Genomic DNA, 24,052 nt, shown 5'->3' with positions numbered 1-24,052 from the left:
TATGCTTGTTGATAATCTATACCGTGTTGTTAGCAACCAGAAAGATGCTGCTGTTATACGTGTTCATCTGGAAGTAAACGCTTCGCATGAAATATTTAAGGGGCATTTTCCGGAAGTACCAGTATTGCCCGGGGTTTGTATGGTTCAATGTATTAAAGAATTAATTGAAGAATCATTGCTCGTAAAAACACAGATAGATAAAGGCGATATGATTAAATTTTTATCCATGTTAAATCCCGTGGAGTCAAATTCGATTCAGGCGGAGATCAGCATTAAAGAAAAGACAGAAACGCGTATTGTCTTTCAGGCAACCTTAAAGAATGAAGACCGCTTTTTATTAAAATATTCCGGTAGCTTAGTTGTTTTAAATTAAATGGAGCATACTACCTTACATCATAAATTTATTCATCACGCCTGTTGTGTATTGATTCCTACGTACAACAATGCAACAGCTATTGCAGCTGTTATTGAGGGGGTATTGGAATATACGTCGAATATTGTGATTGTTAACGACGGATCAACAGACAATACACGCTCTATTTTAGAAAACTACCCGGATTTGCTTGTTGTAGAACATGCGAAAAACAGCGGTAAAGGAATGGCGCTGCGTACGGGTTTTAAAGCAGCATTTAAGCATGGCTATAAATATGCCATTTCCATTGATTCGGATGGACAACATTATCCGGATGATCTGCATCTGTTCATTGAGCAGATAGATGCACACCCGAATGCAATCATTATCGGTGCACGGAATATGGATCAGCCGAATGTGCCCGGCAAAAGTACCGTCGGGAACCGGGCTTCCAGCTTCTGGTTTTGGGTGGTTACAGGTATAAAGTTAACCGATACACAATCGGGTTATAGATTATACCCGCTTGAACCCATCAGTAAGATTCATTTCCTGACACGTAAATATGAATTTGAAATTGAAGTAATGGTACGTTGTTCGTGGAAAGGAGTAAATGTGCTGTCTATTCCGATCAAAGTATTTTATCCGCCTGCTGACGAACGCATCACACACTTCCGTCCGTTTAAAGATGTTACCCGGATAACGTTGCTGAACATCGTTTTTGTATTGCTTTCGGCTTTTTGGTTTACACCCATCCGTTTAATAAAAAACTTTTCATTAAAGGAAAGTAAAAAAAAAATCTATGACCATACGGTAGGCAGCCCGGATTCTATTCTGAAGAAATCACTATCCATGGGCTTTGGCGTGTGCATGGGTATTACGCCTTTCTGGGGCTATCAGATCTGGATTGCATTGGCCCTGGCGCATCTACTGAAATTGAACAAGGTAATCGTTGTTATATTTTCCAACATCAGTATTCCTCCGTTTATTCCATTTATCTTGTATGGAAGTTATTACATAGGAGCCACCCTTTTAAATAAACCAACGGAATTGGTTTTTTCAACCGACCTGAGCATGCAGGATATTTTTAATTATTTATATCCATACATATTCGGAAGTTTTATTTTGGCACTTGTATCCGGTATAGCTGTATTTATTGTATCGCTGGCCATTCAACTGGTTATTGAAAAGATTTCTCATAAAAATAATAATAAAGTAGATGAATAGAATAGTCGTGTTTTTTTATGAGTTTTTTAAAACGAATAAACCTGTTTTTTATACCGTACTGATCAGCTTGTTTGTGGCATTCGGATATTTTACTTCAAAAATATCTTTTCAGGATGATATAACGAAAATGATTCCTGATGATGCATCGACTAATAAATACAAGACGGCCATTCAGGATATCCGGATTTTAGATAAGATCATTGTTAGCTTTACAACGGATCAGGATGGAATGGAAGATTCGTTAATCGCTGCTGCCGATCGTTTTGTATCTGATCTGAATGCACAGCCACAGTCTCATACATGGATCACTGAGATACGGAATGAGATTGATGAAACACGGGTTGCAGAGGTATATGAATTGTTATACAACAATCTTCCTGTTTATCTCTCGCCATCGGATTATGCACGGATTGACAGCATCACCACAGATTCATCGATCAAAGAAAGCATTGACCGCGGATACCACAAACTGATTTCGCCGGCCAGCCTGGTATTAAAACAATTTGTATTAAAAGATCCGCTTGCTATTTCTTCTTCAGCGTTAGGTAAACTGCAGGGCATGCAGGCTGAAGAAAATTATGAATTGTATAACGGTCATATTTTCAGAAAAGATAAAAAAACGCTTGTTGTATTTATCACACCAAAATATCCACCGAATAAAACAAGAGAGAATGGTCCGTTGATTGATATGCTTAATAAAGCCGCACAAACATACAGCGGAGCAACGGTTAACGTAAATTATTTTGGTGCGGCCGCAGTAGCGGTAGCCAATGCGCGACAGATAGAAGCAGACATTAAAATTATTGCTACAACTGCTATTCTGGTAATCCTGGTATTCCTGTATTTATTCTACAGAAGCTGGTCTTTACCTTTTTTAATGATGTCGCCGATACTTTTTGGCGGTGTATTTTCATTGGCTATGATCTATCTGATCAAAGGATCGATCTCAGCTATTGCTATAGGTGCAGGTTCTGTAATTATTGGTATCGCGCTCGATTATTCCTTTCACGTCTTTGCCCACTACCAGCATACACGCTCTATTAAAGCGGTTGTCAATGATATTGCCACACCCATGCTTATCGGTAGTGTGTCAACGGTTGGAGCCTTCTTTAGTCTGCTCTATGTGCATTCAGAGATTTTAAGCGATTTTGGTCTGTTTGCAGGTTTGTGCCTGATCGGCGCATCGTTGTTTGCCTTACTTTTTTTACCGCATTTAATAGAAGCATTTGTTTCAGAAAAACAGCTGGATAAAAACGAAGAAGTAACAAAAGCAAAATCGTTTATTCTGAAAGTAATACAGGTACAGCCTGAAAAGAGTAAGCTATTTATTGGCTGTATTGCTGTGCTTACACTAATATTTGTTTATTTTTCAAACCGGGTGTCGTTTGATAGTGATCTGTCTAAGATCAATTACATGTCTGATGAACTGCGGGTCGCAGAAAATGCTTTATATCAAAATGATACTTCAGCCGGCAAAAGTGTATTCTTATTATTTAAAGGAAAAACAATTTCTGAAGCTATCTATAGAAATGAAACAGCTTTGCCGATTATTGATTCGTTTAAGAAGCAGGATATCATTCACCGTTATGCAGGTATTTCCGGTTTACTTCCTTCTGATTCCATACAGTTAAAACGTATTGCCGCATGGAATGCATACTGGACACCGGAAAAAATTGCACAGGTGCAGCAATCGGTAGCGGTGCATGCAACAGCATTGGGCTTCCGGCCCGAGGCATTCACTCCATTTTTTGAGCTCCTCAGCAAAAAGTATGCAGTTATGCGTGCAGAAGATAAAACATTCATGCAGCATGTTTTTCTGAAAGATTATATTCAGCAGGATAGCAATGGTGTTGTCGTGATTGCCAGCATGCGTGTTCCGCAGACTGTAGATAATAAAGTTTATAGTACATTCGATAAAATTCCGGGTTTGACCATTTTAGACAGGCAGTTATTTTACAATAAGTTTCTGGTCATTATAAAAGATGATTTTAATCAGATCTTAATGTCTACTTCCATTTTGGTTTTCTTGATTCTATTGATCTCGTATGGAAGAATTGAATTGGCGATGATATCCTTCTTTCCGATGGTTATAAGCTGGTTCTGGATCCTTGGATTAATGGGCATTTTCAATATTCACTTCAATATTGTTAACATCATTATTTCAACCTTTGTATTTGGTTTGGGAGATGATTATTCCATTTTTATCACGGATGGATTGCAGAAAAAATATGCAGAAGGTAAAGACAATTTGCCTTCCTATAAAGTTTCGATATTCCTTTCTGCTTTTACAACCATTATAGCAATGGGTGCCTTAATCTTCGCTAAACACCCGGCATTAAAATCCATCGCAGCTATTTCAATTATAGGTATTACCTGCGTTGTAATTATTTCGTATACACTTATACCGCTTTTATTCAAGTGGGTTATTACCAACAGAACAGATAAAGGCAAGCCGCCGCTTACCCTGATAACCGGATTCCGAACGGTTTTCTTCTTCCTTGATCTGGGTATTATGTTTCTCATACTTTGCCTGCTTAAACTGATTTTCTCTTTGTTTAGTCTGCTGGGTTTAGAAAAAATAAGCAGAAGCATCTACAAGTCGGTTGTTTGCGTTGGATTCAAAATACTTATATTCTTTTCATATTTTCTGAAGCAGAAAAAGCGCGCCTTTAGACATCTTACTAAAAAGGATGCGTTCCTTATTTTAGTAAATGATGAAACACTACTTACTAAATGTATCTTATTGTCTTTACATTCGAAGGTTGTTTTGCTTAAGGACCCAACAGCCTCGTATACGTTAGTAGAAAAGGCGCTGTTTTATATTCAGGACCTGAAACCGGCACCTGTGTGCGCTGCATCGCAGGCTGCGTCGATCATTTCCGGCTATGTAGGGAATGGTTATTCTCCGGTGTATTTGATTGATACGCGTGAAGCAGCAGTCGTGTCAACGGAATTTGTTTCAGCAATAAAAGAGGCTAACGCAGAAGTGGCCATTCTTTTTATAACAGGAACAGAATTGTCGTTAGTGAAAAATGACTGGGTATTTAACCGTGCGCATATAACCATACAGGAACAGTTTGTTATAGCATCCGATTCAGCAGAAATGCAGCAGCTCATTACCACAGCCTTTACCAGGCAATTGGATGAAATATCTGTAAACAGAAGCATGTCGGTTTATTTCAATAAAATTCTTACTTCCTATGTGTATAAAGGCCCCGTACTGGAATGGTATTACAGAATAAAAGTTGGCCTTGAAGATTCGTATAACGAGTTCAATACCTTGGTGCCACGTAAAGGTGTAATCTATGATCTTGGCTGCGGATACGGCTTTCTGGATTATTTCCTGATGCATCAGTCAAGTGAACGTATCATTACAGGTGTAGATTACGATGGCGAAAAAATTATTGTTGCAAACCATTCTTATTTAAAAAACGATCAACTCACATTTATTGAGAACGATGTTATGCAGGTGGATATGAAAGATGCCGATGCAATCATTATTTTGGATGTGCTGCATTATCTTTCTGCTGAAAACCAACGCATACTTATCCGAAGAAGTTTTGAAAAATTAAATCCGGGTGGTATTTTAATTATTCGCGATGGAGATTCTTCGCAGGAATCAAAACACAAAGGCACCAAGCTCACAGAATTCTTCTCTACCAAACTGTTAAAGTTTAATAAGCAGACGGAAGAAGAGCTGTGCTTTATTTCTTCTGATACAATTATTAAAACACTGGAAGATTATAATGTTCAGGTAAGTGTAGTTGATACAACTGTATATACATCGAATATTATGTATTACGTAGTGAAACAATAACTCTGATTCCTTTGTCGTTACTAGTCTTATAAAAGATGGTGGATTCAGTAACAGAACATTTGTCAGAATAAAATAAGCGGCATACATTTATTTTTATTCATCTTCCGTATCCGGTTTGCCTAACAAGCGGCCAACCAGCAATACAATAAACAGGTTAGACCACACCGCTTCAATGATACCCAGATTCTGGATCAATGGAATGGCTTGCAGAAACGCATCGTGGCCACCAATGATGGTCATACTGTAATAAATACACACCATGTAACTTTCCAGTCCCTGCGCTACCGGAACACCCATGCTGCCGGGGTTTACAATATTGATCAGATCATATACACTGCCGAATGAAATCCCGATCATCAAATAAATACACGCAGCACCCCATATTTTTTCTGCTGAAAGTTTTTTACCCGTAAAAATATCGTACACGCAGTGATAGATTACAGTAGATTCTATAATGAAAAGCGATAAGTGTATAAAGAATAAATACGGACGTTTGGCATTGTCACTTTCAAAAAAATCATATACCGGATTCACGGCAAAAAACGCTACACCAAGGCCAACCAGCATGAGCAGGAACATCGCCACAATCAACGTGTTTGATTTGGTGAGATTACGCAAAATATCCCACAGCACAATTACATATAAACCGCCCAGAGTTAAAAATAAGATATCACGGATTGTGTTGGAAACTTTTATATCAACACCAGCAATTGCCAGCGTCTCTTTCACCAGCATGGCTGAAAGAATAATCATCATCTGAAGGTAAACGATGTTCCTGTAATCCTTATTTTTTTCTTCGTTAAGCTCCTTGTTATTTAATTTCTGGATCTGAACAAAAGAAAAGTACCTCCTCAATAAAGCTGGATTCAAAAAACTACGTAAAATTTTAAAATATTTTGTTTTAGGCATAGGGGTAGGTACGGATTTTTATGTCATAGGGATATAAACTTGTTCTACTTTATCTAATTCGAACGCTTATGTATAAGGCTAGCATTAAACAAATATTAATGACAATTTTATCTAATGAATTGTTAATTAATCACTTAGATATTCACTCGTTTGTTTATTTTGATAAAGATCTTAAACTTTCAGAGGATGAGTTCAATAGATTTTTATATTTTGTAGAAATGCATTTCAATATAGAGCTTTCTTCTCAACAAATTTCTTTGCAAAACAGATTTTCAGATTTAGTTGCCTGTATCTATCAAATGACTATTATTGATAGACAATATGCCTTACAATCTGCTTAATAAAAGCGTTTATAGAACAACGTAATACAATAGTGTATTGTAATATTTTGTTAAAAAATTGACTTATTTCTTTTGGTATTTTAAGTAACTTACCTATATGAAACATATAGGTAAGTTACTATTTCTTTTTTTAGTGTGTCACGTTCAGTTACATGCTCAAAATTTACTTTCCAATCCGGGCTTTGAAACCGGCTCGGCAAATCCATTTCAGTTATGGGTATCTCCGGTTACAGGATATGCGGCAACCATGAGTGTTTCTTCAACCAATCCACACGCCGGTACAAAATCACTGCTGATGGATGTTACGCAGTCAGACCCCTCCAATACAAATTATTACGATAAGATCTGGCGTGTGCAGTGCACACAAAGTGGATTTTCGACAATCGCCGGACAAAAACTATTATTTTCTTTCTGGGCCCGTGCAGATGCACCACATCCGGTGCAGTTTGGTATTACTAAAAACAGTGAGCCATACAATGACTTTTCAATGGAAGAAGTGGATCTCACTACGGAATGGAAAAAATATGAAATGGTATTTATAAGCCCCGTTACGGGTAATGATATCCGCATGATGTTTCGGTGCGGAAGTGCAGAAGGAAAATATTTTTTAGACGATATTTCATTAACCAGTCAGGGGATGTCGGATCACAGCTGGTACGCGCAGGCAGATACCCGAATTGAGCAAATACGTAAAGGCGATTTTGTATTAACGGTTAAAGATCAGAATGGAAATATCCTGAAAAATTGTGACGTTACCGTTAATCTGAAACAGCACGATTTTAAATGGGGAACCGCCTTGGCCTTTCAGCAGAATAGTACGGAAGATGAAGTCTGGTACCGCAATACGGCGAGTAACTATTTCAATAATGCGGTTTTTGAAAATGATTTTAAATGGCCATCCATGGAATATGTTAATGGTGATGTAACTTATTCAAACCTTGAGCGATACCTGGATTGGGGCAATGATCAGCATATTGACTTCAGAGGGCATACACTGGTATGGGGCGGGAAGCAGGCTTCGCCACCCAATTCATATTGGTTAACACCTTCCTGGTTGTGGGATGTCTCTTCCGATTCTGCTTATAAATTAATCGAAAGACGTATCAAACGTGATCTTACTTATTTTAAGGGACGCATACATGAATATGATGTTGTAAACGAGCCCGTGCATGAAAAAGCACTGGCAGGCTGGCTTGGAGACAGCGTGCATGTAATGGCCTTCAAATGGGCCAAACAGGCAGACCCGACTGCAACGTTATATATCAACGATTATGCAAACATTGACGGTGCTACAACATCTAAATACAGATCCTATATTTCATACCTGCTAAGTAAAGGCGCTCCGGTTGAAGGCATTGGTGTACAAGGCCATTTCGGATCGCGGATTGATTGGGCCAGTGTAAAACTACGGCTGGATTATCTGGCTGAAATGGGCTTGCCGATTAAAATTACAGAATTTGATATGAATCAGAATACTTTAAACCTGACCGAAGCAGAACAGGCAAGTGAATATTCTAAAATGATGCGTATTGCGTTTTCACATCCGGGAGTAGAAGGATTTTTATTCTGGGGATTCTGGGATAACCGCCATTGGATCCCGGGTGCAGGGCTTTTCAAGGCAGATAAAACACCTAAACCAGCAGCAGATTCGGTATATAAACTGATCCATACAACCTGGTCGACAACGGCTCATGTAACAACAGATCAAAATGGTCAGGTAGGTTTCAGAGGGTATTACGGCAGCTATGAAGTGTTAAGTACCTGTGGCAACGCTCTTGCGGGACAAACAGTATTTACTAAAAATACACTTTCCAATACTGTTACATTAGATTATGCAGTTACTGCTGTTAACGGCCGTGTAGAGAACAGGCAATTGCTGGTATTTCCGAATCCTGCAACGCAGCGTGTACGTGTTACAGTGCCTTACAATGAACCTGTAGCTCACGTTGATTATGTACTGATCAATGCAACAGGCCAGACGGTTTCACAGCAACTGCGGGTCCCGCTTCAAACGCAAACAGATTTTGATATTGATATTCAAACATTTAATGCAGGTATATATAATCTGATTGTAAATAGTAATGGTAAAACATATTATTCAACCGTGATAAAACCGGAATAATTTTTTATCAGGTAATATCTTCAAACAAAAAAGAATCAAATATTCATTTGGTTCTTTTTTGTTTTAGCTGGTTCATAGGCTTATCTTTAGTATATTAATATGTTTCAATGAAAAATTATAAAAAGTACTATATTATTCCGGCTCCTCCGGAGGAAGTTTACCTGGCGTTAACCGTTCCGACAACGCTGTTACTCTGGACAGGTGAAGAGGCTGTTATGTCAACCGAACCTGAATCAGAATTTTCGTTGTGGGGAGGAAGCATTGAAGGCCGGAACATTGAATTTATTGAAGGAAAAAAGATTGTGCAGCAATGGTATTTCGGCGATCAGGAAGAACCTTCTATTGTAACAATTATTTTACATCCCGATAAACAGGATTCAACTTCAGCGGAGCTGCGCCATACAAATATTCCGGATGAGGCATATGAAGATATGGTTGAAGGCTGGAATGGCGCATACTTTGGCGCGCTTCAGGAATTTTATGAAGATGAAGAATAATGGCAATTGAATACACAAAAATATAAATAAGAATCTTTCTATGATTAAAAAAATATCCGTAGTGCTTGTCCTTCTTACAGGCATGTTACTTTCCGCTTCGGTTTTTGCACAAAAGACAATCGTTGAAAAATACGGTAAGTTGTCTGTAAAAGGAAATTATATGGTTGGCCAGTACGGTGATACCGTTCAGCTGAGAGGCATGTCTTTATTCTGGAGTCAGTGGATGGGGCAATACTACAATTCAGATGTGGTAAAGTGGCTGCGCGACGATTGGAAATGTACCGTAGTACGTGCTGCAATGGGCGTGGAAATGGACGGATACCTTGAAAATCCGGATACAGAAAAAATGAAGGTGATGGAAGTGGTGAATGCTGCTATTGCCAAAGGCATTTATGTGATCATTGATTACCACAGCCACGAAGCGCAGAAGAATCCTGCAGCGGCGCAACGGTTCTTTTCTGAGATGGCAAAAAAATACGGGAACATTCCCAATATTATTTATGAAGTTTATAATGAACCACTGCAGGCAACTTCCTGGAATAAGGACATAAAGCCGTATGCAGAAGGTGTCATTACAAAAATACGTGTGTATGATACAACAAACATTATTGTGGTAGGAACAAGACAATGGTCGCAGCTGGTAACAGAGGCGGCAGCGAATCCGATCACCCGTCAGAACATCATGTATACCCTTCATTTTTATCCGGGTACGCACAAGCAGGAATTGCGTAATGAAGCACAAAAAGCATTGGATATGGGTATTGCCTTATTTGTTACTGAATATGGTACCTGCGATGCATCGGGTAACGGAAATTTCAGTCCGGAAGAAACTGCTTTGTGGTATGAATTTCTGGATGCCCACAAGATCAGTTATTGCAACTGGTCCATTGCGGATAAGCCCGAAACCGCTTCAGCTATTGTACCGGCAGCAAGTCCGTATGGTGGCTGGGCTGATTATGATCTTACACCGTCGGGCAAATTAGTACGCGATGATCTGCGCTTAAAAAATGGACCTATCTTTGACTCACTGGTAAAGACCAGTACTGGCGGAGTGTCTAAAAAGAAATCAAAAACAAAATAGCAGTTGAATAAACCAAATAGGGAAAGGCGTGAGAGGAGTGAACTCATATTGCATTCAGGTACTAATGAGAATGACAGCATGCCTTTTCCTGTTTTTGTGCAGCATTTTTTTTTCTTACAGTCAGCGAACAGATACCGCCGTTTTTCATTTGAAAGCTACCTTAACCGGTATCATCAACAAAACGAATACAGCTAATTCTTACTTATCAAATAACAACGTCCGGTTCAGTATTCTGAAAGGCCCGAGCATATTCAACTCGGTATACAGCTGGATTTATGGCAAACAATTGACCGGAATAACAAACAATGATTATTATGCTGGCCTGGATTATAATTATTACGACAGTGCAAGAGTATTGTCTGCCTGGTCATACGTGGGTTATGACAAAAGTTATTCATTAAAACTGAATGGTCGCTTTCAGGGCGGGGTTGGTTTGGGAGCGGATTTACTCGAGAGCCAGTATATCAGTTTGAATATAAGCGAAGGTATTATTTTTGAATACAACGATTATTATCAAACGGCTGATATTCAACAAAACATCAATCAGGTTTATCGTAATTCCTTGCGGATAAAATCTACCATAATCATAAAGAAAAAGATTATTTTAAACACGACGAATTTTTGGCAGCAGTCATTTTCCGATAAAGAAGATTACATTCTGAAATCAAATTCTACATTAAATTTAAAACTGAAAAAATGGCTGAGCCTTACGGTTGCTGTTGCTTACAACAAAATTAATTTAACAGGTGGTGAAACATTTTTGTTAAACTACGGACTTACCTTTGATAAGATTTTTTAAAAGAAAGAAAATGATAATAGGCCGGAAGGTCTGTAACGAATATACATATGCTGGATTGGAAAAAATTATACAGCCCTAAACGGTTGGGTGCAGAAGGTAGGTTAGATATCGATCCGGACTCTATACGCAATCCGTATCAGCGGGATTACGACCGCTTGATCTTTTCATCTGCCTTTAGACGGCTGCAGAATAAAACACAGGTTTTTCCATTGCCCGGAAGCATCTTTGTACACAACCGTTTAACACATAGCCTGGAAGTTGCCTGTGTGGGAAGAAGCATCGGCAGCATGATTGGTCAGCGGATTGCCAAAGCATATCATAAAGAAGACGAAGATTTTCAACGCTTCTATAATTATGAATTAGGTTCTGTCATTTCTGCAGCTTGTCTGGCACACGATATAGGCAATCCGCCGTTTGGCCATTCCGGTGAAAAAGCAATCTCTGCTTATTTTAAACAGCTCTCCAAAGAAGAAACCTATATTTTAAAACAAAAAGTATCTGAAAATCAATACGCCGATCTGATACATTTTGAAGGTAATGCCAATGGCTTGCGATTGCTTACGCATCCATTCAATGAGAACTCCGGAGGCGGTATGCGCTTAACATATACAACCATTGCGTCGATGATAAAGTATCCGTGTGAAGCACGCGCCGGACATCAGAAAGAAATCCTGCACAGAAAGAAGTATGGTTTTTTTGATTCTGAAAAAGAGACTTTTCAAAAGATCGTTTCTGAATTTGATCTGATCTCTATCTCAACAGATGAACAGATCGCCTATGCACGCCATCCCTTTGTTTACCTGGTTGAAGCGGCAGACGATATCTGTTATCAGATTATCGATTGGGAAGATGCATACCGCTTAAAGATTATTTCACTTGAAAAAGCGATCGATGGGTTGCTTACTTTTTTCCCTGAAGAAGGAACACATACGCTTTCAAAAGCAAAAAGAGTAGTAGAAAAAATAGTTGACCCAAATCAGAAGATTGCTTATCTGCGTGCTACCGTCATCAATCTGCTGCTTGAGAATTGTGTGGATGTGTTCTGGAAAAATCAGCAGGAAATTTTAGAAGGCAAATATGAAAAAAGCTTAACCGACGATTTAAATCCGGAGATAGCGGTTCCGTTTAATACACTGAAAGAAATTTCAATTAAAGAAATTTATAATTACCGTTCAGTTGTAGAAATTGAATTGGCCGGGTATAAAATATTAGGCGGCTTGCTGGAAGAATTTATTCCTGCTGTGTTGTATCCAGACAGGCCGAATGCAGAAAAGCTGCTGCAATTATTGCCTCCGCAATTTGTGTATCAGGGAGAAGACTTATATCTGAAACTGCAATCAGTGATCGATTTCATTTCTGGTATGACTGATATTTATGCCGTTGATTTGTACCGCAAGATCAAAGGAATCGCGTTACCCGAATTGAAGTAATACGTACTCACTCATGGGAGCAGAGCTGCTTCTGGATTGTGCAGGCGTTGCTAACGGAAAAGCACCGCCTGATAACTGCAATGCATGTGTTTTGGGAACAACCGGTAAACAGGGGTAGTATAGGATTGTACCCGAGATTGGGCGGTACAGCAGGTATTGATGTAGGTAACCAGTATGCAGGAGGAAGTATGTATCAGGAGAAATACAGGCCTCTTTTTACCACGGTATAGACACATTAAATTGTGCCGGTTATCTGAAGTAGCTGTATTTATTTTTGGCCTGTCAAATAACTGCCCAGTAATTTTTCAAATGCTGGCTCTAAGGTGAGCGCAACTCTAAAACCGGTTTGCGGTGTTGTGAAATTTTTAGAAAGTACCTGACTGCATGTATTAATCATATAAACAGGCGGGTTATCCCATGAGCCGCCCTTCACAAGCATGCCATCGGATATTCTGGATAAAATACTTCTGTTGTAATTTTCCATCTCTTTAACACGTATAACATATTCATTAAACCAGTATTGCTGTGCCTGCGCGTCATATCTGCCACGAACCGATTCCGCTTTAAAGGCATCAAATTTTTTCCAGTCGGGTGCTGGTTTTAATAGTTCTTCAAACAGATGTTGATATTTTGTCTGCAATAGATTGCTGTAGTATCCCGCATAAAATTTATTGAGCGAATCTAAAGAGATAGAGGTATTCGTCCATTCTGATACATTGCCGGAAAGATCATATAACCCCATTAAAGAAGGAACATATTTTTTAACGGGAGCAAGTGCATCGTAATTGTCATCCCAACGCGCTTTGATCACCATATGATTCAGGTCCCTGATCAATCCGAAATTTGCTTTATAAAGACCTTCTTTTGTTGTAAGCGGATAATCCAGCCATCCGTAAATGTTATACGCATCCGGATTTCTTTGATTGAACCAGTCGCCATTTTTCTCCACGATCATGGCAGCGTATTCCCACTCCAATGCTTCCGGAAGTCTGTATTTTCCCCAGTCTGTAGTTGGTACGTGATTTTTCTTTAACAATTCAAGCATGCGGTTGTTTAACCAATGGATATAAGCCTGTGCCTGATGCCAGGAAATGTTGGTTGTTGGAAAAGAAATAAATTCTTTATGCGTATAGTAATTCAGGTTGCAGTACCCGAACATATCCCGCAGCACCCGGTTCATTGTATCCGGCACAATGGAAATACGTGTTGATTTTCCGGATGGAGTTGTGTAGCGGTAAAAGACCGTATCAAAAGTAATGTTGTTTTTTATCAGCGAATCTGTTACCCATACAATAAATTGCCTGTATTCTGCATTTGTTACTTCATGCGTTGAAATATAAAATGACGTAGTTACTTTGGTTATAGTTGCTTCAGGATGAATGCAAAACAGTAGATTGGTATCTTGTTTTGTTGGTTGAATGTTCAGAAACGAATATTCATGTTTTAAAAATGACCCCGCCGGAATTTTTGCCATTTCACTAAAACTACTTGCAACTGTTTTGAGTTCTTTTACCGTTTGAGCATGAAGTAAAAAACCGGATAATACTAAATAGAGACTTAACAAACGTTTCATACAATGAATATAGGTAATTTTTAATAACTCAAGGAAAATACATGCATGTTGCATATGTATATAAAATTAATATCTTTGTAACTAAGATAATTAATTACTAAGATATAAGATGTCTAAAAAAACAAATAAGGTACTTATAGATCAGTTCAGGGAATTAAGCAGAAGATATTCCGATACGTCTATATGGATGCATGAAGCCATTGCCCGTAAGGCAGGGCTTTCAGGTACGGATCATAAATACCTGGGGTTTATCATCGAGCAGGAGCAGGTTACGGCCGGGGAACTGGCTGCTTTTACCGGCTTAACAACAGGTGCCGTTACGGGCCTGATTGACCGGCTTGAAAAGAAAAAATTAGTTAAACGTCAGTTTGATAAAACAGACAGAAGAAAAGTGATTCTTGTTCCAAACGTAGTTAATACAATGAAATTACTGGAACCAATCTTTTCAGAACTTCAGCAACGGACGATTGAGCTGCTTGAATCTTTTACCGAAAAAGAGCTTAAAATTATTGAGAACTATTTTCAGTCGGCCACGGCTATTATGGCTGATGTTACACTAAAATTAAATGCAAAATGAAAGAAACCATGCATCTACTAACCGCGGATTATCTAAGCAGAGCAGAGCTCTGGCTTTTTATAACAACAGGTATGTATTTCCTCATGAATGGTGCACAGATTTTTGAAACCGCAGTGCTTGTACCAGCGTGGTCTGCAGCACCGCCGGAATCCTTTCCTATGCTGCAGGGTAAATATGGAATTGATCTGAAAACATTCTGGATTGTGATACATTCTATCCACGAACTAACCTTTATTGCAGCCCTTGTTTTTTGCTGGAAGATTGAACCGATCCGCACTGGCTTATTGATATTGTTTGCGGTTCATTTTGGTGTGCGTATATGGACAATCCTATACTTTGCGCCAAACATGATGGATTTTCAGAAGATCACTTCCGTAACGGACACTGCCGCTGATCTGATACAGCGCGTAAATCAATGGCGTGTGTTAAATTATATCCGCGTAGGGATTTTTATTGCCGTATCCATAGGACTGATTCCTTTGTGTATAAAAATGATGCACCTGCACATTAAATAAAACGACTTTATCCGCGCTCTCTTAAGAAGCAGGAATAAATCCTTCTAAATGTATGTTTAAACATATATATTAAGTGTAAATCCGAATATCTGAGAATAAAACAGCGTTTTTATGAATAGAAATGACTTTATAAAAAAAGGATTGATGGGTACAGGTATGTTTGTAGCCGCATCTGCAATGGGTAACGTTATGCAGAACAATATCGATGAACTCAAGGAACTTGAAATTTTAGGATTCAATCATATTCCCAATACTCAATCAACACATATGGAAAATGCTGTACTGCATAAAGCTGAAACACGCGGAGACGCGAATCATGGGTGGCTGCACAGCAAACATACATTCAGTTTTGCAAATTATTACAATCCCGAACGCATGCACTTCGGAGTGCTGCGTGTATTAAATGATGATGTTGTTTCCGGTGGAAAAGGTTTTGGAACACATCCGCATGACAACATGGAAATCATCAGCATTCCGCTGGAAGGAGATCTGGAGCATAAGGACAGTATGGGTAATGTTACGGTTATCCGTAATGGAGATGTACAGGTAATGTCTGCCGGCACCGGCATTCAACACAGCGAGTATAATAAGAATGCCGATAAGCAGGTGAAGTTTTTACAGATCTGGGTGTTTCCGGATAAAAAAAATGTGACGCCTCGGTACGACCAGATTACCTTACAACGGGCCCACCGGCATAATACATTTCAGCAGATACTTTCACCAGACCCGGAAGATGCCGGCGTATGGATTCATCAGCATGCCTGGTTTCATTTAGCCCAATTTGATGCCAATCATACACAGGTTTATAAAATGAAAGATAAAGTAAACGGGTTGTATGTATTCAATCTGAATGGCAGCATTACTGTGAATAACCAGATATTAAACGCACGGGATGGTTATGGTATCTGGAACGTAGAACAGGTAAGTATTAAAGCGGATTCCGCATCAGAGTTTCTGTTGATGGAAGTGCCAATGACAGTTTGAAATCACAAATAACAAAATACCAATAACAAAAAATACTGGCTGTTCGAGCAGTTTGGAATTTGTCTTTTGTTATTTGTGATTTTACGATAATTAAAGATTGAAAAAAATAAATTATTCAGGTAAAAAATATTATACTAAATAGAAATGATCAAACACGCCATTACTCAATCACCTGTTCTGGATCTTATTAAAGAACGCTGGAGTGCACGTTCTTTTTCTCACAAAGAAGTTACTAAAGATGCTGTTCATACGATACTGGAAGCAGCCAGCTGGGCCCCGAGTGCAAACAATGAACAACCCTGGGAGTTTCAATATGCATTGAGAGGTACCCCGGGTTTTGATACCATCTGGAATTGTCTGATGCCTGGCAATCAGCCCTGGAATAAACAGGCCGCAGGTTTTATTGTAACCATTGCCCGTAAAACGCTGTCAGCAAACGGAAACCCGAATGCAAACGCAGAACATGATACAGGTATCGCTACTGGTTTCCTGGTTCTGCAGGCTTCTTCTATGGGAATATATACACATCCGATGGGAGGGGTTGATAAAGTAAAACTGAGTGCGGAACTGAATATAACAGAAGATGAAAAACTGCTGTGCGTTATTTCTTTCGGCTATTTAGACGTTGCGGAAAAACTGGAAGAACCGTTTAAAGGCAGGGAACTAACGGCGAGAACACGGAAGCCGCTGGTGGAGTTTGTGAAAGCAGTTTAATTGAGTTTCAGGTTTCCAGTTACCAGACAGTATATAAAAAAGGAGTCTCTTTAACGAGACTCCTTTTTTATATACTAATACGCACTTTTCTTAGATGTGACAACTCACAACCAAAATCTGGCAATTGGAACGTGGCAGCTGTTCACTAACAACTATTCATCAATCAGATGTTCTACGTCTTTGATCTGGATGAGTAGTGCTTTGTTTGATAAATATACTTCTACTGCACACAGCGTAAGTGAGATGAGCATGGAGATCAGGCTCATGCCAAATACTGCATGTACCCATTCTTCTAAATTATAATAGATCAGAAACATGGAGAACGCAGCGATGAACATGGTTGCAATACCAAACAGTTGCATGTTCCGGATTAGAAAAATACGTTTTTTAAGAATGTTGATCTGTGCAATCAGAATCGTTGACTGGTCTGTTTTATATAAGGTATGCAATGCACGGATCCGGTTGCTGATGGCTATGTATCGATTGGTATAAGCCAGCAGCAGGAGAGAGATGGTGGGAAAGAGCAGTGCAGGTGTATTTAAGGTTACTTCAGTCATAGGAATTTTGAAATGAAATTATCTGAATATCTACTTTTTGCGCACAAATAAAGGTATTTTACCTGGCATACATGTTTGTACTTGTTTTATAATTAGACTATTATAAAATTTACTGATAGCTTTTAGGATTAAATTGTATATTGCAGCATGAAAACCACATTATTCGATTACGAGATTCGAGCTAAATATCGTAAATTAATATTAACTGTTTCTAGTGCAGAAGCAAAAAGAATTATCATGAAAGGCGACGAAGAATTTGCGCCTGTTGAAAAAGAAAAATTGGCTGCTATATTAAAAGGCTGATTGATCTTAAAATCCTGTTTAAAAACCACAGCGTTCCGTTCCGTAGCGTTGTGGTTTTTTTTATTTGATGTAGTTGTAGAGGTTAATAGAGATAATTTTTTAATAAAACAAGATTCCAGATCCTGTTAATCTGGCTTCGAAATTGCAAATGACAAAGAGCTGATCTGCTACTTTACAACGCTTCTCCGTTCAGATCGGTAGTTAATATCTCACTCATGTAGTCTAAATACGGCCGCATTTTTTTGAATGTATTTGACACGGTTACATGAAAGTTTTGGGAAAGTACTTCTTCGTTTGTGAACGTATGTTTTACAATAAACTGTTTGTTGCGGATCAATTCGATAGCCGGATCGGTAATGTCAAATCCGCGTGGCGCTGTCTTGACCTGTTCTCCCAGCAGGCTGCCAAATGTTTTTTTGAATACCGGCTGATTTAAAATCTTTTTTAATGTTTTTGGATCTTCAGACAGATGCCGGCGGATGTGTAGCAGATCTTCTGCATTGGGCGCCCAGAAACCACCGGCAAGAAAGGAGTTGCCCGGTTCAATATGATAATAATACCCACCCCGTAATTGTTTGGTTGCACGGCGCAAACTGCCGGCTAAGTGGTTTTTATACGGACTTTTATCTTTTGAAAACCGCACATCGTTATAAATACGATATAAACTTTTTTTGCCTGTAGCTGTTTCAATCGTATCATGTTTGTTCATTTCAACCAGCAGCGCATCTGCAAAGCTGATCAGCTGGCCATAAGCTGCTTCATACATTGCTTTGTTTTTGGTGAACCATTCTCTGTTATTATTCTTAGAAATCTTCTTTAAGAAATCGAATGTGGGTGATAAGTTGTACGTTGACTGCATAAAAGAAACCGGATACTTTTTTTTGAATGAAGACCTTACACAAGTTTAACACATTCCGGTTAATAATAGTTGTACTTATGACTAAAATTAAGTGTATTTTAGAGGTAGATATGAAACTGTGCTATTGTCATTCAGATAAACCATTTGAATCCTGCTGTGAAGTATATCTTTCGGACAGTGCTATCCCTGTTACAGCAGAGCAGCTGATGCGTTCGCGGTATACGGCTTATGCGGTCCATGATGTAGATTATATTATGCAGACAACACATCCTGCTACCCGAAAGCACTACGATCCCAGGTCAATAAAAGCCTGGGCAGAATCCAGTATCTGGCAGAAGCTGGAAGTGATCGGAACGCGGAAGGGAAGCGCTTCGGATACAGTAGGTTTTGTTGAATTTAAAGCATACTATTTTGATTCCGTACAGCAACCGCAGCTGCATCACGAATATTCTACATTTAAAAAAGTAGATGGTACATGGTTTTTTGTTGAAGGCAGGGTTTTGTAATTTAGTATATATGAAGAACTGGAAGATCAGGTGTATTCTTTTTACAAGCATTTTTTATTTTAATGCCTGCGCGTATGTGAATAGACGGTTCTATACAGATCCTGACATTTATTTTACAAAGGCTTTAAACAATGCTCCCTACGATGCATTGATCGTACCCGGATTTCCGCATATGAAAGACAGCATGACTACCATTGTGCAGCATAGAGTATGCTGGGCCTGGTATCTGTATTCAAAAGGTATTGTTAAAAATGTGATCTTTTCTGGAGGTGCAGTGTATACACCGTATCGTGAGGCAGAGATCATGGCTATGTATGCAGTGCAGCTCGGCATTCCTGCTGAACATGTCTTTGCTGAAGTGCAGGCAGAACACAGCACAGAAAATCTGTATTATTCCTATGAGATTGCAAAAGCGAAAGGATTTAACCGTGTGGCTGTCGGAACCGAAAGTGCACAATCCAGTTTTATGTATAGTGTAAACAATAACCGGTTTAAAATACCGGTTGATTTTATTCCGATTGTACCTGATACGCTGAAATGTATTGAATGTGTGAAACCCGATATTGATCAGCAGACGGCTTTTGTGGAAGAATTTGTGTCCATTATCGACCGCGAAAGTTTGTTCAAACGTCTGCGGGGTACCCGTGGGCGTAAGGTTGATAAGCTCATGCGGATAAGTAAAAAATAAGTTTAAGATGAAACAGTTGCTGTTATTTTCAGGAGTAATTTTTCTATTTGTCTGCATTACGTCAGGCACCGGTGCGGATAAAATTGAAGTACTGTATGATTCTAAACCGATTGGTAAGGAAGGAATAAAACTGATAAGTGGAAAAAGCATTCAGGTTATCAATGCTTCCGGTGGTAAAGTATATAAAGTAGAAGCTTACGTCAGTATGGGCAAAAGGCCTTGTTTCCAAAAAACATACTCCAATTCTGAAGCAGCCCAGCCTATTGATGTGGTGGCTTTTATGTCTCCTGGCTGCGCCGATGCTGATGCGCTAATCTTAAAGATTAACCTTTCAACCTACATTACTATTCCCATCAAAAAGTAACAGTGGCCAGGCGTTTTGCACTGTTTACTGACCACTGCTTACTGTCTACTGTTTATAGGCTGTCGCAAATTCTTTTGCGAAGTCTTCCAGTTTTGTTTTCGATGCTTTTACTTCTGATTTGTGTTTATAATAATCTTCAAACATGGCACCTTCGCGTACAGCTTTGCCCATCTCCACATAGTTCTTAGCTACTTCTTCCGGTAACCCTGCGCCAATCATGCCACCCAGGCTGTCTTCATCTTTAAAATCAATCCAGGGCAACTCCGGTTTTCCGACCGCTGTTCCCAGAATCTTAGCTACCTCAGTGGTTGTCCGTTCATCGCTCACTATATAGCGCACAGTATGTCCTTTAAATGTTAAGGCTGTTAATTCTTCTGCAGCTGCAGCAGCAATATCCGCAGGGTGTACAAATACTACCGATGTATTGTTACCGTAGTTGCCTCCAATGATGTTGCTGTGTTTGATCATACCAATGTTTGCATAAAAGTTGGTATAGAAATTACCCGGGCGCAGGTGAATAATGTTTACATCTGAAAGTGTATTGAATGCCTGTTCTACTCTGTAAATGCCGCTCACCGGACCGCAGCCTTCCGGCATCTGCGCACCGATGCTGCTTAAATTGACAACATGTTTGATAGCTGCTGCCTTAATTGCCTGCGCATAGATTTCACCTGTATCACCGATGTGTTTTTTCCAGTCGCTGGCAGTGAAAATAGGAGGAACCATTGTATATACGGCATCAGCTCCGGCAAACGTTTTGGTAAGAAAATCTACGTCCTGTATGGAACCGATAGCAGCCTTTGCGCCCAATGCTTCAATTGCTGCTTTGCGGTCTTCGTGGCTACTGATAACCGTTACGGTATGTCCGGCTGCAACTAGTTTCTGTGTAAGCGGTTTGCTTATATTTCCTAAAGAACCTGTAATTACGTATTTCATAATAGTGTTTATTTTGGTTTGAGTTGATGATAAAACAAATGTATATTTGTACTTACTTTATTACAAGTACTAACCCTAAAGTAGGTATTGTTATGACCCAGGTAAAAGAATCTTCAACTAATCAGTTAAATAAGCAGCAGGCTATAACTGCATGTCCGGTATCCTTTACATTGACTAAGATAGGAGGGCGCTGGAAGCCTATTATTATTTTTAATTTGTTGAATGGAGGAAAGCGGTACGGAGAATTAAAAAGAGCCATTCCTGCAATTACTGAAAAAATGCTCATCCAGCATTTGAAAGAGCTGGAAGCCGATCATCTGGTGGAGCGAATAGCAAAACCTGTAATTCCACCCCATGTAGAATATAAGCTTACAGAGGCAGGCACAGCGCTTGCTCCCGTAATGAATTCCATGGTTGAATGGGCGGCGAAATACAACATTTAAATGTCGCTTCTTTTATTCAACAAACAGTTTGATGATCATTAAATAGACTCCTATATCTGCCAGTAACAGAAGCACCAGCTTTCCTGAGAAAGCATGTTTTTTGTAAAATAATTCCATAGCTCGTTGACGTTTATGTTGCAGCATTATACTACAATGGTAGCGTATAGAACTGTCAGAAAAGGAATTTGAATATTAATTTTCGGCTCGGAAAAAAGTATTTTAACACCCGTTTACAGACAAAATTCAATAGTTCTAATTTTTTAGCTTTTATCCAAAAGGCTATTTTAAAAGTGCAAAATCAGCAATCAATCTTTGGTATAAATTCAAGAGTGTGTATATGTGAAAATGTAATATACATGTATGGTAAGTAATTGAAAGTCAAATTTGCAACACACTTATACACGTTTTCTTTTTATCCATTCTTTTTTATTTGGTTTACCTGTTTGGAATACCGGATCGTCTGGTTCAGGTATAAAATAATTTTGTTGAGTATTTCTTCTTTTTCAATCAGGGAAAATGTATTTCCATTCAGCTGATCTTTCACAATTAAACGTATATCTGTACAGGGAATACCACCATACTTTCCATTAAAAACACGTGGGACATTGGATTGGCGCAGGCTTCCGGCAGTTGAATCTTTTATGCAGAAGTATTGGTTGTGCCTTGTATATGCCATCAGCGTATCCATTTTTGTCAGGTCAAGCATGTATAGTACGGCTTCATCGGATAGTACGATTTTGGTTTTGTTGTTATCCGTCATGCCCAGGTACATAGTACTGTCGCAACGTTCTTCCATGCTGTTCATCATACCGGGCGCATACCAGGAGAGTAGCTTCATCGGCCTGAAATTGTTTTCAGTTGTTGTGTTGAGAAGGTAACGCGCAAGACTGTCAAGAGCCTGTTTGTATTCGAGCTCCTGTGCAGATAGTGTTTTGATACTAAGTATAAAAAGTAAAGCAGGTAAAAGCCTTGTCATATTATGTGTGTATGTATATACTTATGTGTATAACATGTTACTAATATGTGGAATTTCTGTGGGAATGACAAAACAGTAAGCTTCATACTTAAAGCGGACTGAAAGCATTGCAGATGCATTTTGTTACCTGTATGTAGTGATACTACTTCTTTAAATGTGTTTAATAAATGGATTTGAAGGTGTTCTAATCAGGCTGGATGCTGGATGATGAACATGCATTTCCGGTAGTAGTAGACTGCTCTTATTTTTACGGATGTATCGGTCATATGTCCGCACTAGTTATGTTGATAAAGCTATACAAGTTGTTTGGCTGTAACATTTTTCAGCATCACCCTTTCAAGCATTGTTTCCAGCGGTTTTAAGAGAAAGGCTACAAGTCCTTTAAATGATATGGCTATGAGAAAACCAATTTCAAGTGCATCTACAAACGGATCAATAACTGCTTCCGAAATCAGAAAAATACAAATAGCTACCGTTAATACCATTGTTGTGGCTTTGCGGCTGATTTTTGCTTTTTTTGTTTCTTCAAGAGCTAATTTCAAAATGGTTATGTCCTGTATGGTACCAATGATTTTCTTTTTATCTGAAAAAGAATTTGTATCGCTGCGTTTTTTTATATGTACATACTTAAAAATATTTTCAAATGTTTTGATGCGAAGCGTGATTGCATAGTTTTGTTCTTTTTTAATGTTGCGGATGAAAGTAACAAGCAGCGGGATATTTTCCGGATGTACCTGATGCCGAAGGAATGCATGCATGGGGAACAGGCTTTTTTCTTTCTCATAATTCAGTATGTTCTGCGCTTCATCAGAGAGATAAAGTTCCCGTGTTTCACTATCGAATTCCCAATTGCCAAGGGCTGCAATTTCCTGTGCTTCTGAAAGTCGTAGCTGGCTTTCTTTCAGTGCTGTAATGGCGGCTTCTTTTTCTTTGTGAATTTTATATAACTGTCTGGATTTTTCAAAACTTAAGCGCAATGTTTCAGGTGTAAGGTCTGATTTGGATATATAATCATTGGCACCTTCTTTAAGCAATTCAACAATGATGTGCTCGTCTTTTTGTCCTGTAAGCATGATGATAGGTGTATCAATGCCTTGAGACCGGATTTTTTTTAATGCTTCAAGTCCGTTTATTTTTGGAAGGTTATAATCTAAAAATATGCAGTCAATCCCTTTCTGCAACGCTTCTACTGAACCCATGACACCATCCGCTGCATACAGCACTTCTGCCTGAATGCCGGAATTGGTGATAGATCGTTTAACCAGTGCGTAATCGTCCAGGCTGTCATCAATAATTAAAATTTTAGTTTCCATAGCTCTGCGTGTTTGAAAAAGTTTAACTGAATTAAAAATACTGTTGAAAATTTCAATTGGGTAATTTCTCAATTGAATCCTAATAAAATAATTTAACATAAACAGGATATTTGCATTTTACCCCATTTCCCCCGGATAAGTTAATACGTATTTAAACTAAAAAAGATTGTAA

The 24,052-nt window shown here is 38.9% G+C and carries 25 protein-coding genes; 18 read left to right on the top strand and 7 right to left on the bottom strand.

Annotated elements, in window-relative coordinates; all coding sequences use genetic code 11:
- The first annotated feature begins 1 nt into the window (after window position 1).
- Genes CHU_RS10295 through CHU_RS10285 form a run of 3 tightly spaced genes read left to right on the top strand, consistent with a single transcriptional unit; the run spans window position 2 to window position 5,393 of the window.
- Window positions 2-373: a (3R)-hydroxymyristoyl-ACP dehydratase gene (locus CHU_RS10295; protein WP_011585490.1), complete on the top strand. Its 372-nt coding sequence runs from the start codon at window positions 2-4 to the stop codon at window positions 371-373.
- Window positions 374-1,576, top strand: coding sequence for a DUF2062 domain-containing protein (locus CHU_RS10290; RefSeq protein WP_011585489.1), 1,203 nt, complete (start codon window positions 374-376; stop codon window positions 1,574-1,576).
- On the top strand, window positions 1,569-5,393 hold the full coding sequence (locus tag CHU_RS10285) for an MMPL family transporter (RefSeq protein WP_011585488.1): 3,825 nt from the start codon (window positions 1,569-1,571) through the stop codon (window positions 5,391-5,393). The genes CHU_RS10290 and CHU_RS10285 overlap by 8 nt, the downstream gene beginning before the upstream one ends.
- Before the next feature lie 93 nt (window positions 5,394-5,486).
- Here CHU_RS10285 and CHU_RS10280 read toward each other — a convergent pair whose 3' ends face one another.
- A complete protein-coding gene (locus tag CHU_RS10280; RefSeq protein WP_011585487.1) occupies window positions 5,487-6,302 on the bottom strand; it encodes a hypothetical protein in 816 nt (271 codons plus the stop codon).
- 438 nt (window positions 6,303-6,740) lie between these two features.
- Here CHU_RS10280 and CHU_RS10270 point away from each other — a divergent pair, with 438 nt between their 5' ends.
- The 6 genes from CHU_RS10270 (at window position 6,741) to CHU_RS19570 (ending at window position 12,802) form a co-directional block, all read left to right on the top strand.
- A complete protein-coding gene (locus tag CHU_RS10270; protein WP_011585485.1) occupies window positions 6,741-8,765 on the top strand; it encodes an endo-1,4-beta-xylanase in 2,025 nt (674 codons plus the stop codon).
- A 107-nt stretch (window positions 8,766-8,872) separates the two neighbouring features.
- Window positions 8,873-9,262 carry an SRPBCC domain-containing protein gene (locus CHU_RS10265; RefSeq protein ID WP_011585484.1) on the top strand — a complete coding sequence of 130 codons (390 nt, stop codon included), beginning with the start codon at window positions 8,873-8,875 and terminating at the stop codon, window positions 9,260-9,262.
- A gap of 40 nt (window positions 9,263-9,302) precedes the next feature.
- Complete coding sequence (locus CHU_RS10260) at window positions 9,303-10,343, top strand: processive endoglucanase Cel5B (protein ID WP_011585483.1); 1,041 nt, start codon at window positions 9,303-9,305, stop codon at window positions 10,341-10,343.
- 148 nt (window positions 10,344-10,491) lie between these two features.
- Window positions 10,492-11,142 carry a DUF481 domain-containing protein gene (locus tag CHU_RS10255; protein WP_041932692.1) on the top strand — a complete coding sequence of 217 codons (651 nt, stop codon included), beginning with the start codon at window positions 10,492-10,494 and terminating at the stop codon, window positions 11,140-11,142.
- 47 nt (window positions 11,143-11,189) lie between these two features.
- Complete coding sequence (locus tag CHU_RS10250; protein WP_011585481.1) at window positions 11,190-12,572, top strand: deoxyguanosinetriphosphate triphosphohydrolase; 1,383 nt, start codon at window positions 11,190-11,192, stop codon at window positions 12,570-12,572.
- Window positions 12,573-12,658: 86 nt separating this feature from the next.
- The gene (locus CHU_RS19570; protein WP_177254182.1) at window positions 12,659-12,802 is read left to right on the top strand and encodes a hypothetical protein; all 144 of its coding nucleotides are present in this window, start codon (window positions 12,659-12,661) and stop codon (window positions 12,800-12,802) included.
- 38 nt (window positions 12,803-12,840) lie between these two features.
- On the opposite strand, the gene CHU_RS10245 is transcribed toward CHU_RS19570, so the two are convergent.
- Window positions 12,841-14,145, bottom strand: coding sequence for a formylglycine-generating enzyme family protein (locus CHU_RS10245; RefSeq protein WP_041932333.1), 1,305 nt, complete (start codon window positions 14,143-14,145; stop codon window positions 12,841-12,843).
- Between the two features lie 109 nt (window positions 14,146-14,254).
- Between CHU_RS10245 and CHU_RS10240 the strand changes: the two genes are divergently transcribed.
- The 4 genes from CHU_RS10240 to CHU_RS10225 all read left to right on the top strand — a co-directional run bounded on the left by CHU_RS10240 (window position 14,255) and on the right by CHU_RS10225 (window position 16,935).
- Entirely contained in the window at window positions 14,255-14,722 is a 468-nt protein-coding gene (locus CHU_RS10240) for a MarR family winged helix-turn-helix transcriptional regulator (protein WP_011585478.1), read from the top strand.
- Between the two features lie 8 nt (window positions 14,723-14,730).
- Entirely contained in the window at window positions 14,731-15,237 is a 507-nt protein-coding gene (locus CHU_RS10235) for a hypothetical protein (protein ID WP_041932691.1), read from the top strand.
- A gap of 111 nt (window positions 15,238-15,348) precedes the next feature.
- On the top strand, window positions 15,349-16,221 hold the full coding sequence (locus tag CHU_RS10230; RefSeq protein ID WP_081428664.1) for a pirin family protein: 873 nt from the start codon (window positions 15,349-15,351) through the stop codon (window positions 16,219-16,221).
- A gap of 144 nt (window positions 16,222-16,365) precedes the next feature.
- Entirely contained in the window at window positions 16,366-16,935 is a 570-nt protein-coding gene (locus CHU_RS10225; protein WP_011585475.1) for a nitroreductase family protein, read from the top strand.
- 152 nt (window positions 16,936-17,087) lie between these two features.
- On the opposite strand, the gene CHU_RS10220 is transcribed toward CHU_RS10225, so the two are convergent.
- Window positions 17,088-17,492, bottom strand: coding sequence for a DUF2721 domain-containing protein (locus CHU_RS10220; RefSeq protein ID WP_011585474.1), 405 nt, complete (start codon window positions 17,490-17,492; stop codon window positions 17,088-17,090).
- Between the two features lie 147 nt (window positions 17,493-17,639).
- Here CHU_RS10220 and CHU_RS19565 point away from each other — a divergent pair, with 147 nt between their 5' ends.
- Window positions 17,640-17,795: a hypothetical protein gene (locus tag CHU_RS19565; RefSeq protein ID WP_011585473.1), complete on the top strand. Its 156-nt coding sequence runs from the start codon at window positions 17,640-17,642 to the stop codon at window positions 17,793-17,795.
- A 172-nt stretch (window positions 17,796-17,967) separates the two neighbouring features.
- Here CHU_RS19565 and CHU_RS10215 read toward each other — a convergent pair whose 3' ends face one another.
- Window positions 17,968-18,654, bottom strand: a complete 687-nt coding sequence (locus CHU_RS10215) for a DUF2461 domain-containing protein (RefSeq protein WP_011585472.1) — start codon at window positions 18,652-18,654, stop codon at window positions 17,968-17,970.
- A 77-nt stretch (window positions 18,655-18,731) separates the two neighbouring features.
- Between CHU_RS10215 and CHU_RS10210 the strand changes: the two genes are divergently transcribed.
- The 3 genes from CHU_RS10210 to CHU_RS10200 all read left to right on the top strand — a co-directional run bounded on the left by CHU_RS10210 (window position 18,732) and on the right by CHU_RS10200 (window position 20,212).
- A complete protein-coding gene (locus CHU_RS10210) occupies window positions 18,732-19,160 on the top strand; it encodes a YchJ family protein (RefSeq protein WP_011585471.1) in 429 nt (142 codons plus the stop codon).
- Window positions 19,161-19,236: 76 nt separating this feature from the next.
- Window positions 19,237-19,848, top strand: a complete 612-nt coding sequence (locus CHU_RS10205; RefSeq protein ID WP_177254181.1) for a YdcF family protein — start codon at window positions 19,237-19,239, stop codon at window positions 19,846-19,848.
- Between the two features lie 7 nt (window positions 19,849-19,855).
- Window positions 19,856-20,212, top strand: coding sequence for a hypothetical protein (locus CHU_RS10200; protein WP_011585469.1), 357 nt, complete (start codon window positions 19,856-19,858; stop codon window positions 20,210-20,212).
- A gap of 45 nt (window positions 20,213-20,257) precedes the next feature.
- Here the strand turns inward: CHU_RS10200 and CHU_RS10195 are convergent, their stop codons facing one another.
- Window positions 20,258-21,148, bottom strand: coding sequence for an NAD(P)H-binding protein (locus tag CHU_RS10195; RefSeq protein ID WP_011585468.1), 891 nt, complete (start codon window positions 21,146-21,148; stop codon window positions 20,258-20,260).
- Between the two features lie 38 nt (window positions 21,149-21,186).
- On the opposite strand from CHU_RS10195, the gene CHU_RS10190 reads away from it, so the two are divergent.
- Window positions 21,187-21,591, top strand: a complete 405-nt coding sequence (locus CHU_RS10190; protein WP_238379254.1) for a winged helix-turn-helix transcriptional regulator — start codon at window positions 21,187-21,189, stop codon at window positions 21,589-21,591.
- Between the two features lie 412 nt (window positions 21,592-22,003).
- On the opposite strand, the gene CHU_RS10185 is transcribed toward CHU_RS10190, so the two are convergent.
- Window positions 22,004-22,567 (bottom strand): hypothetical protein, encoded by a 564-nt coding sequence (locus CHU_RS10185; RefSeq protein ID WP_011585466.1) that lies wholly within the window; start codon window positions 22,565-22,567, stop codon window positions 22,004-22,006.
- 293 nt (window positions 22,568-22,860) lie between these two features.
- Window positions 22,861-23,880, bottom strand: coding sequence for a response regulator (locus CHU_RS10180; protein WP_011585465.1), 1,020 nt, complete (start codon window positions 23,878-23,880; stop codon window positions 22,861-22,863).
- Window positions 23,881-24,052: the final 172 nt, after the last annotated feature.

It is taken from the genome of Cytophaga hutchinsonii ATCC 33406 (assembly GCF_000014145.1).
Lineage (GTDB): Bacteria > Bacteroidota > Bacteroidia > Cytophagales > Cytophagaceae > Cytophaga > Cytophaga hutchinsonii.
This window is presented reverse-complemented; position numbering and strand designations above follow the sequence as displayed.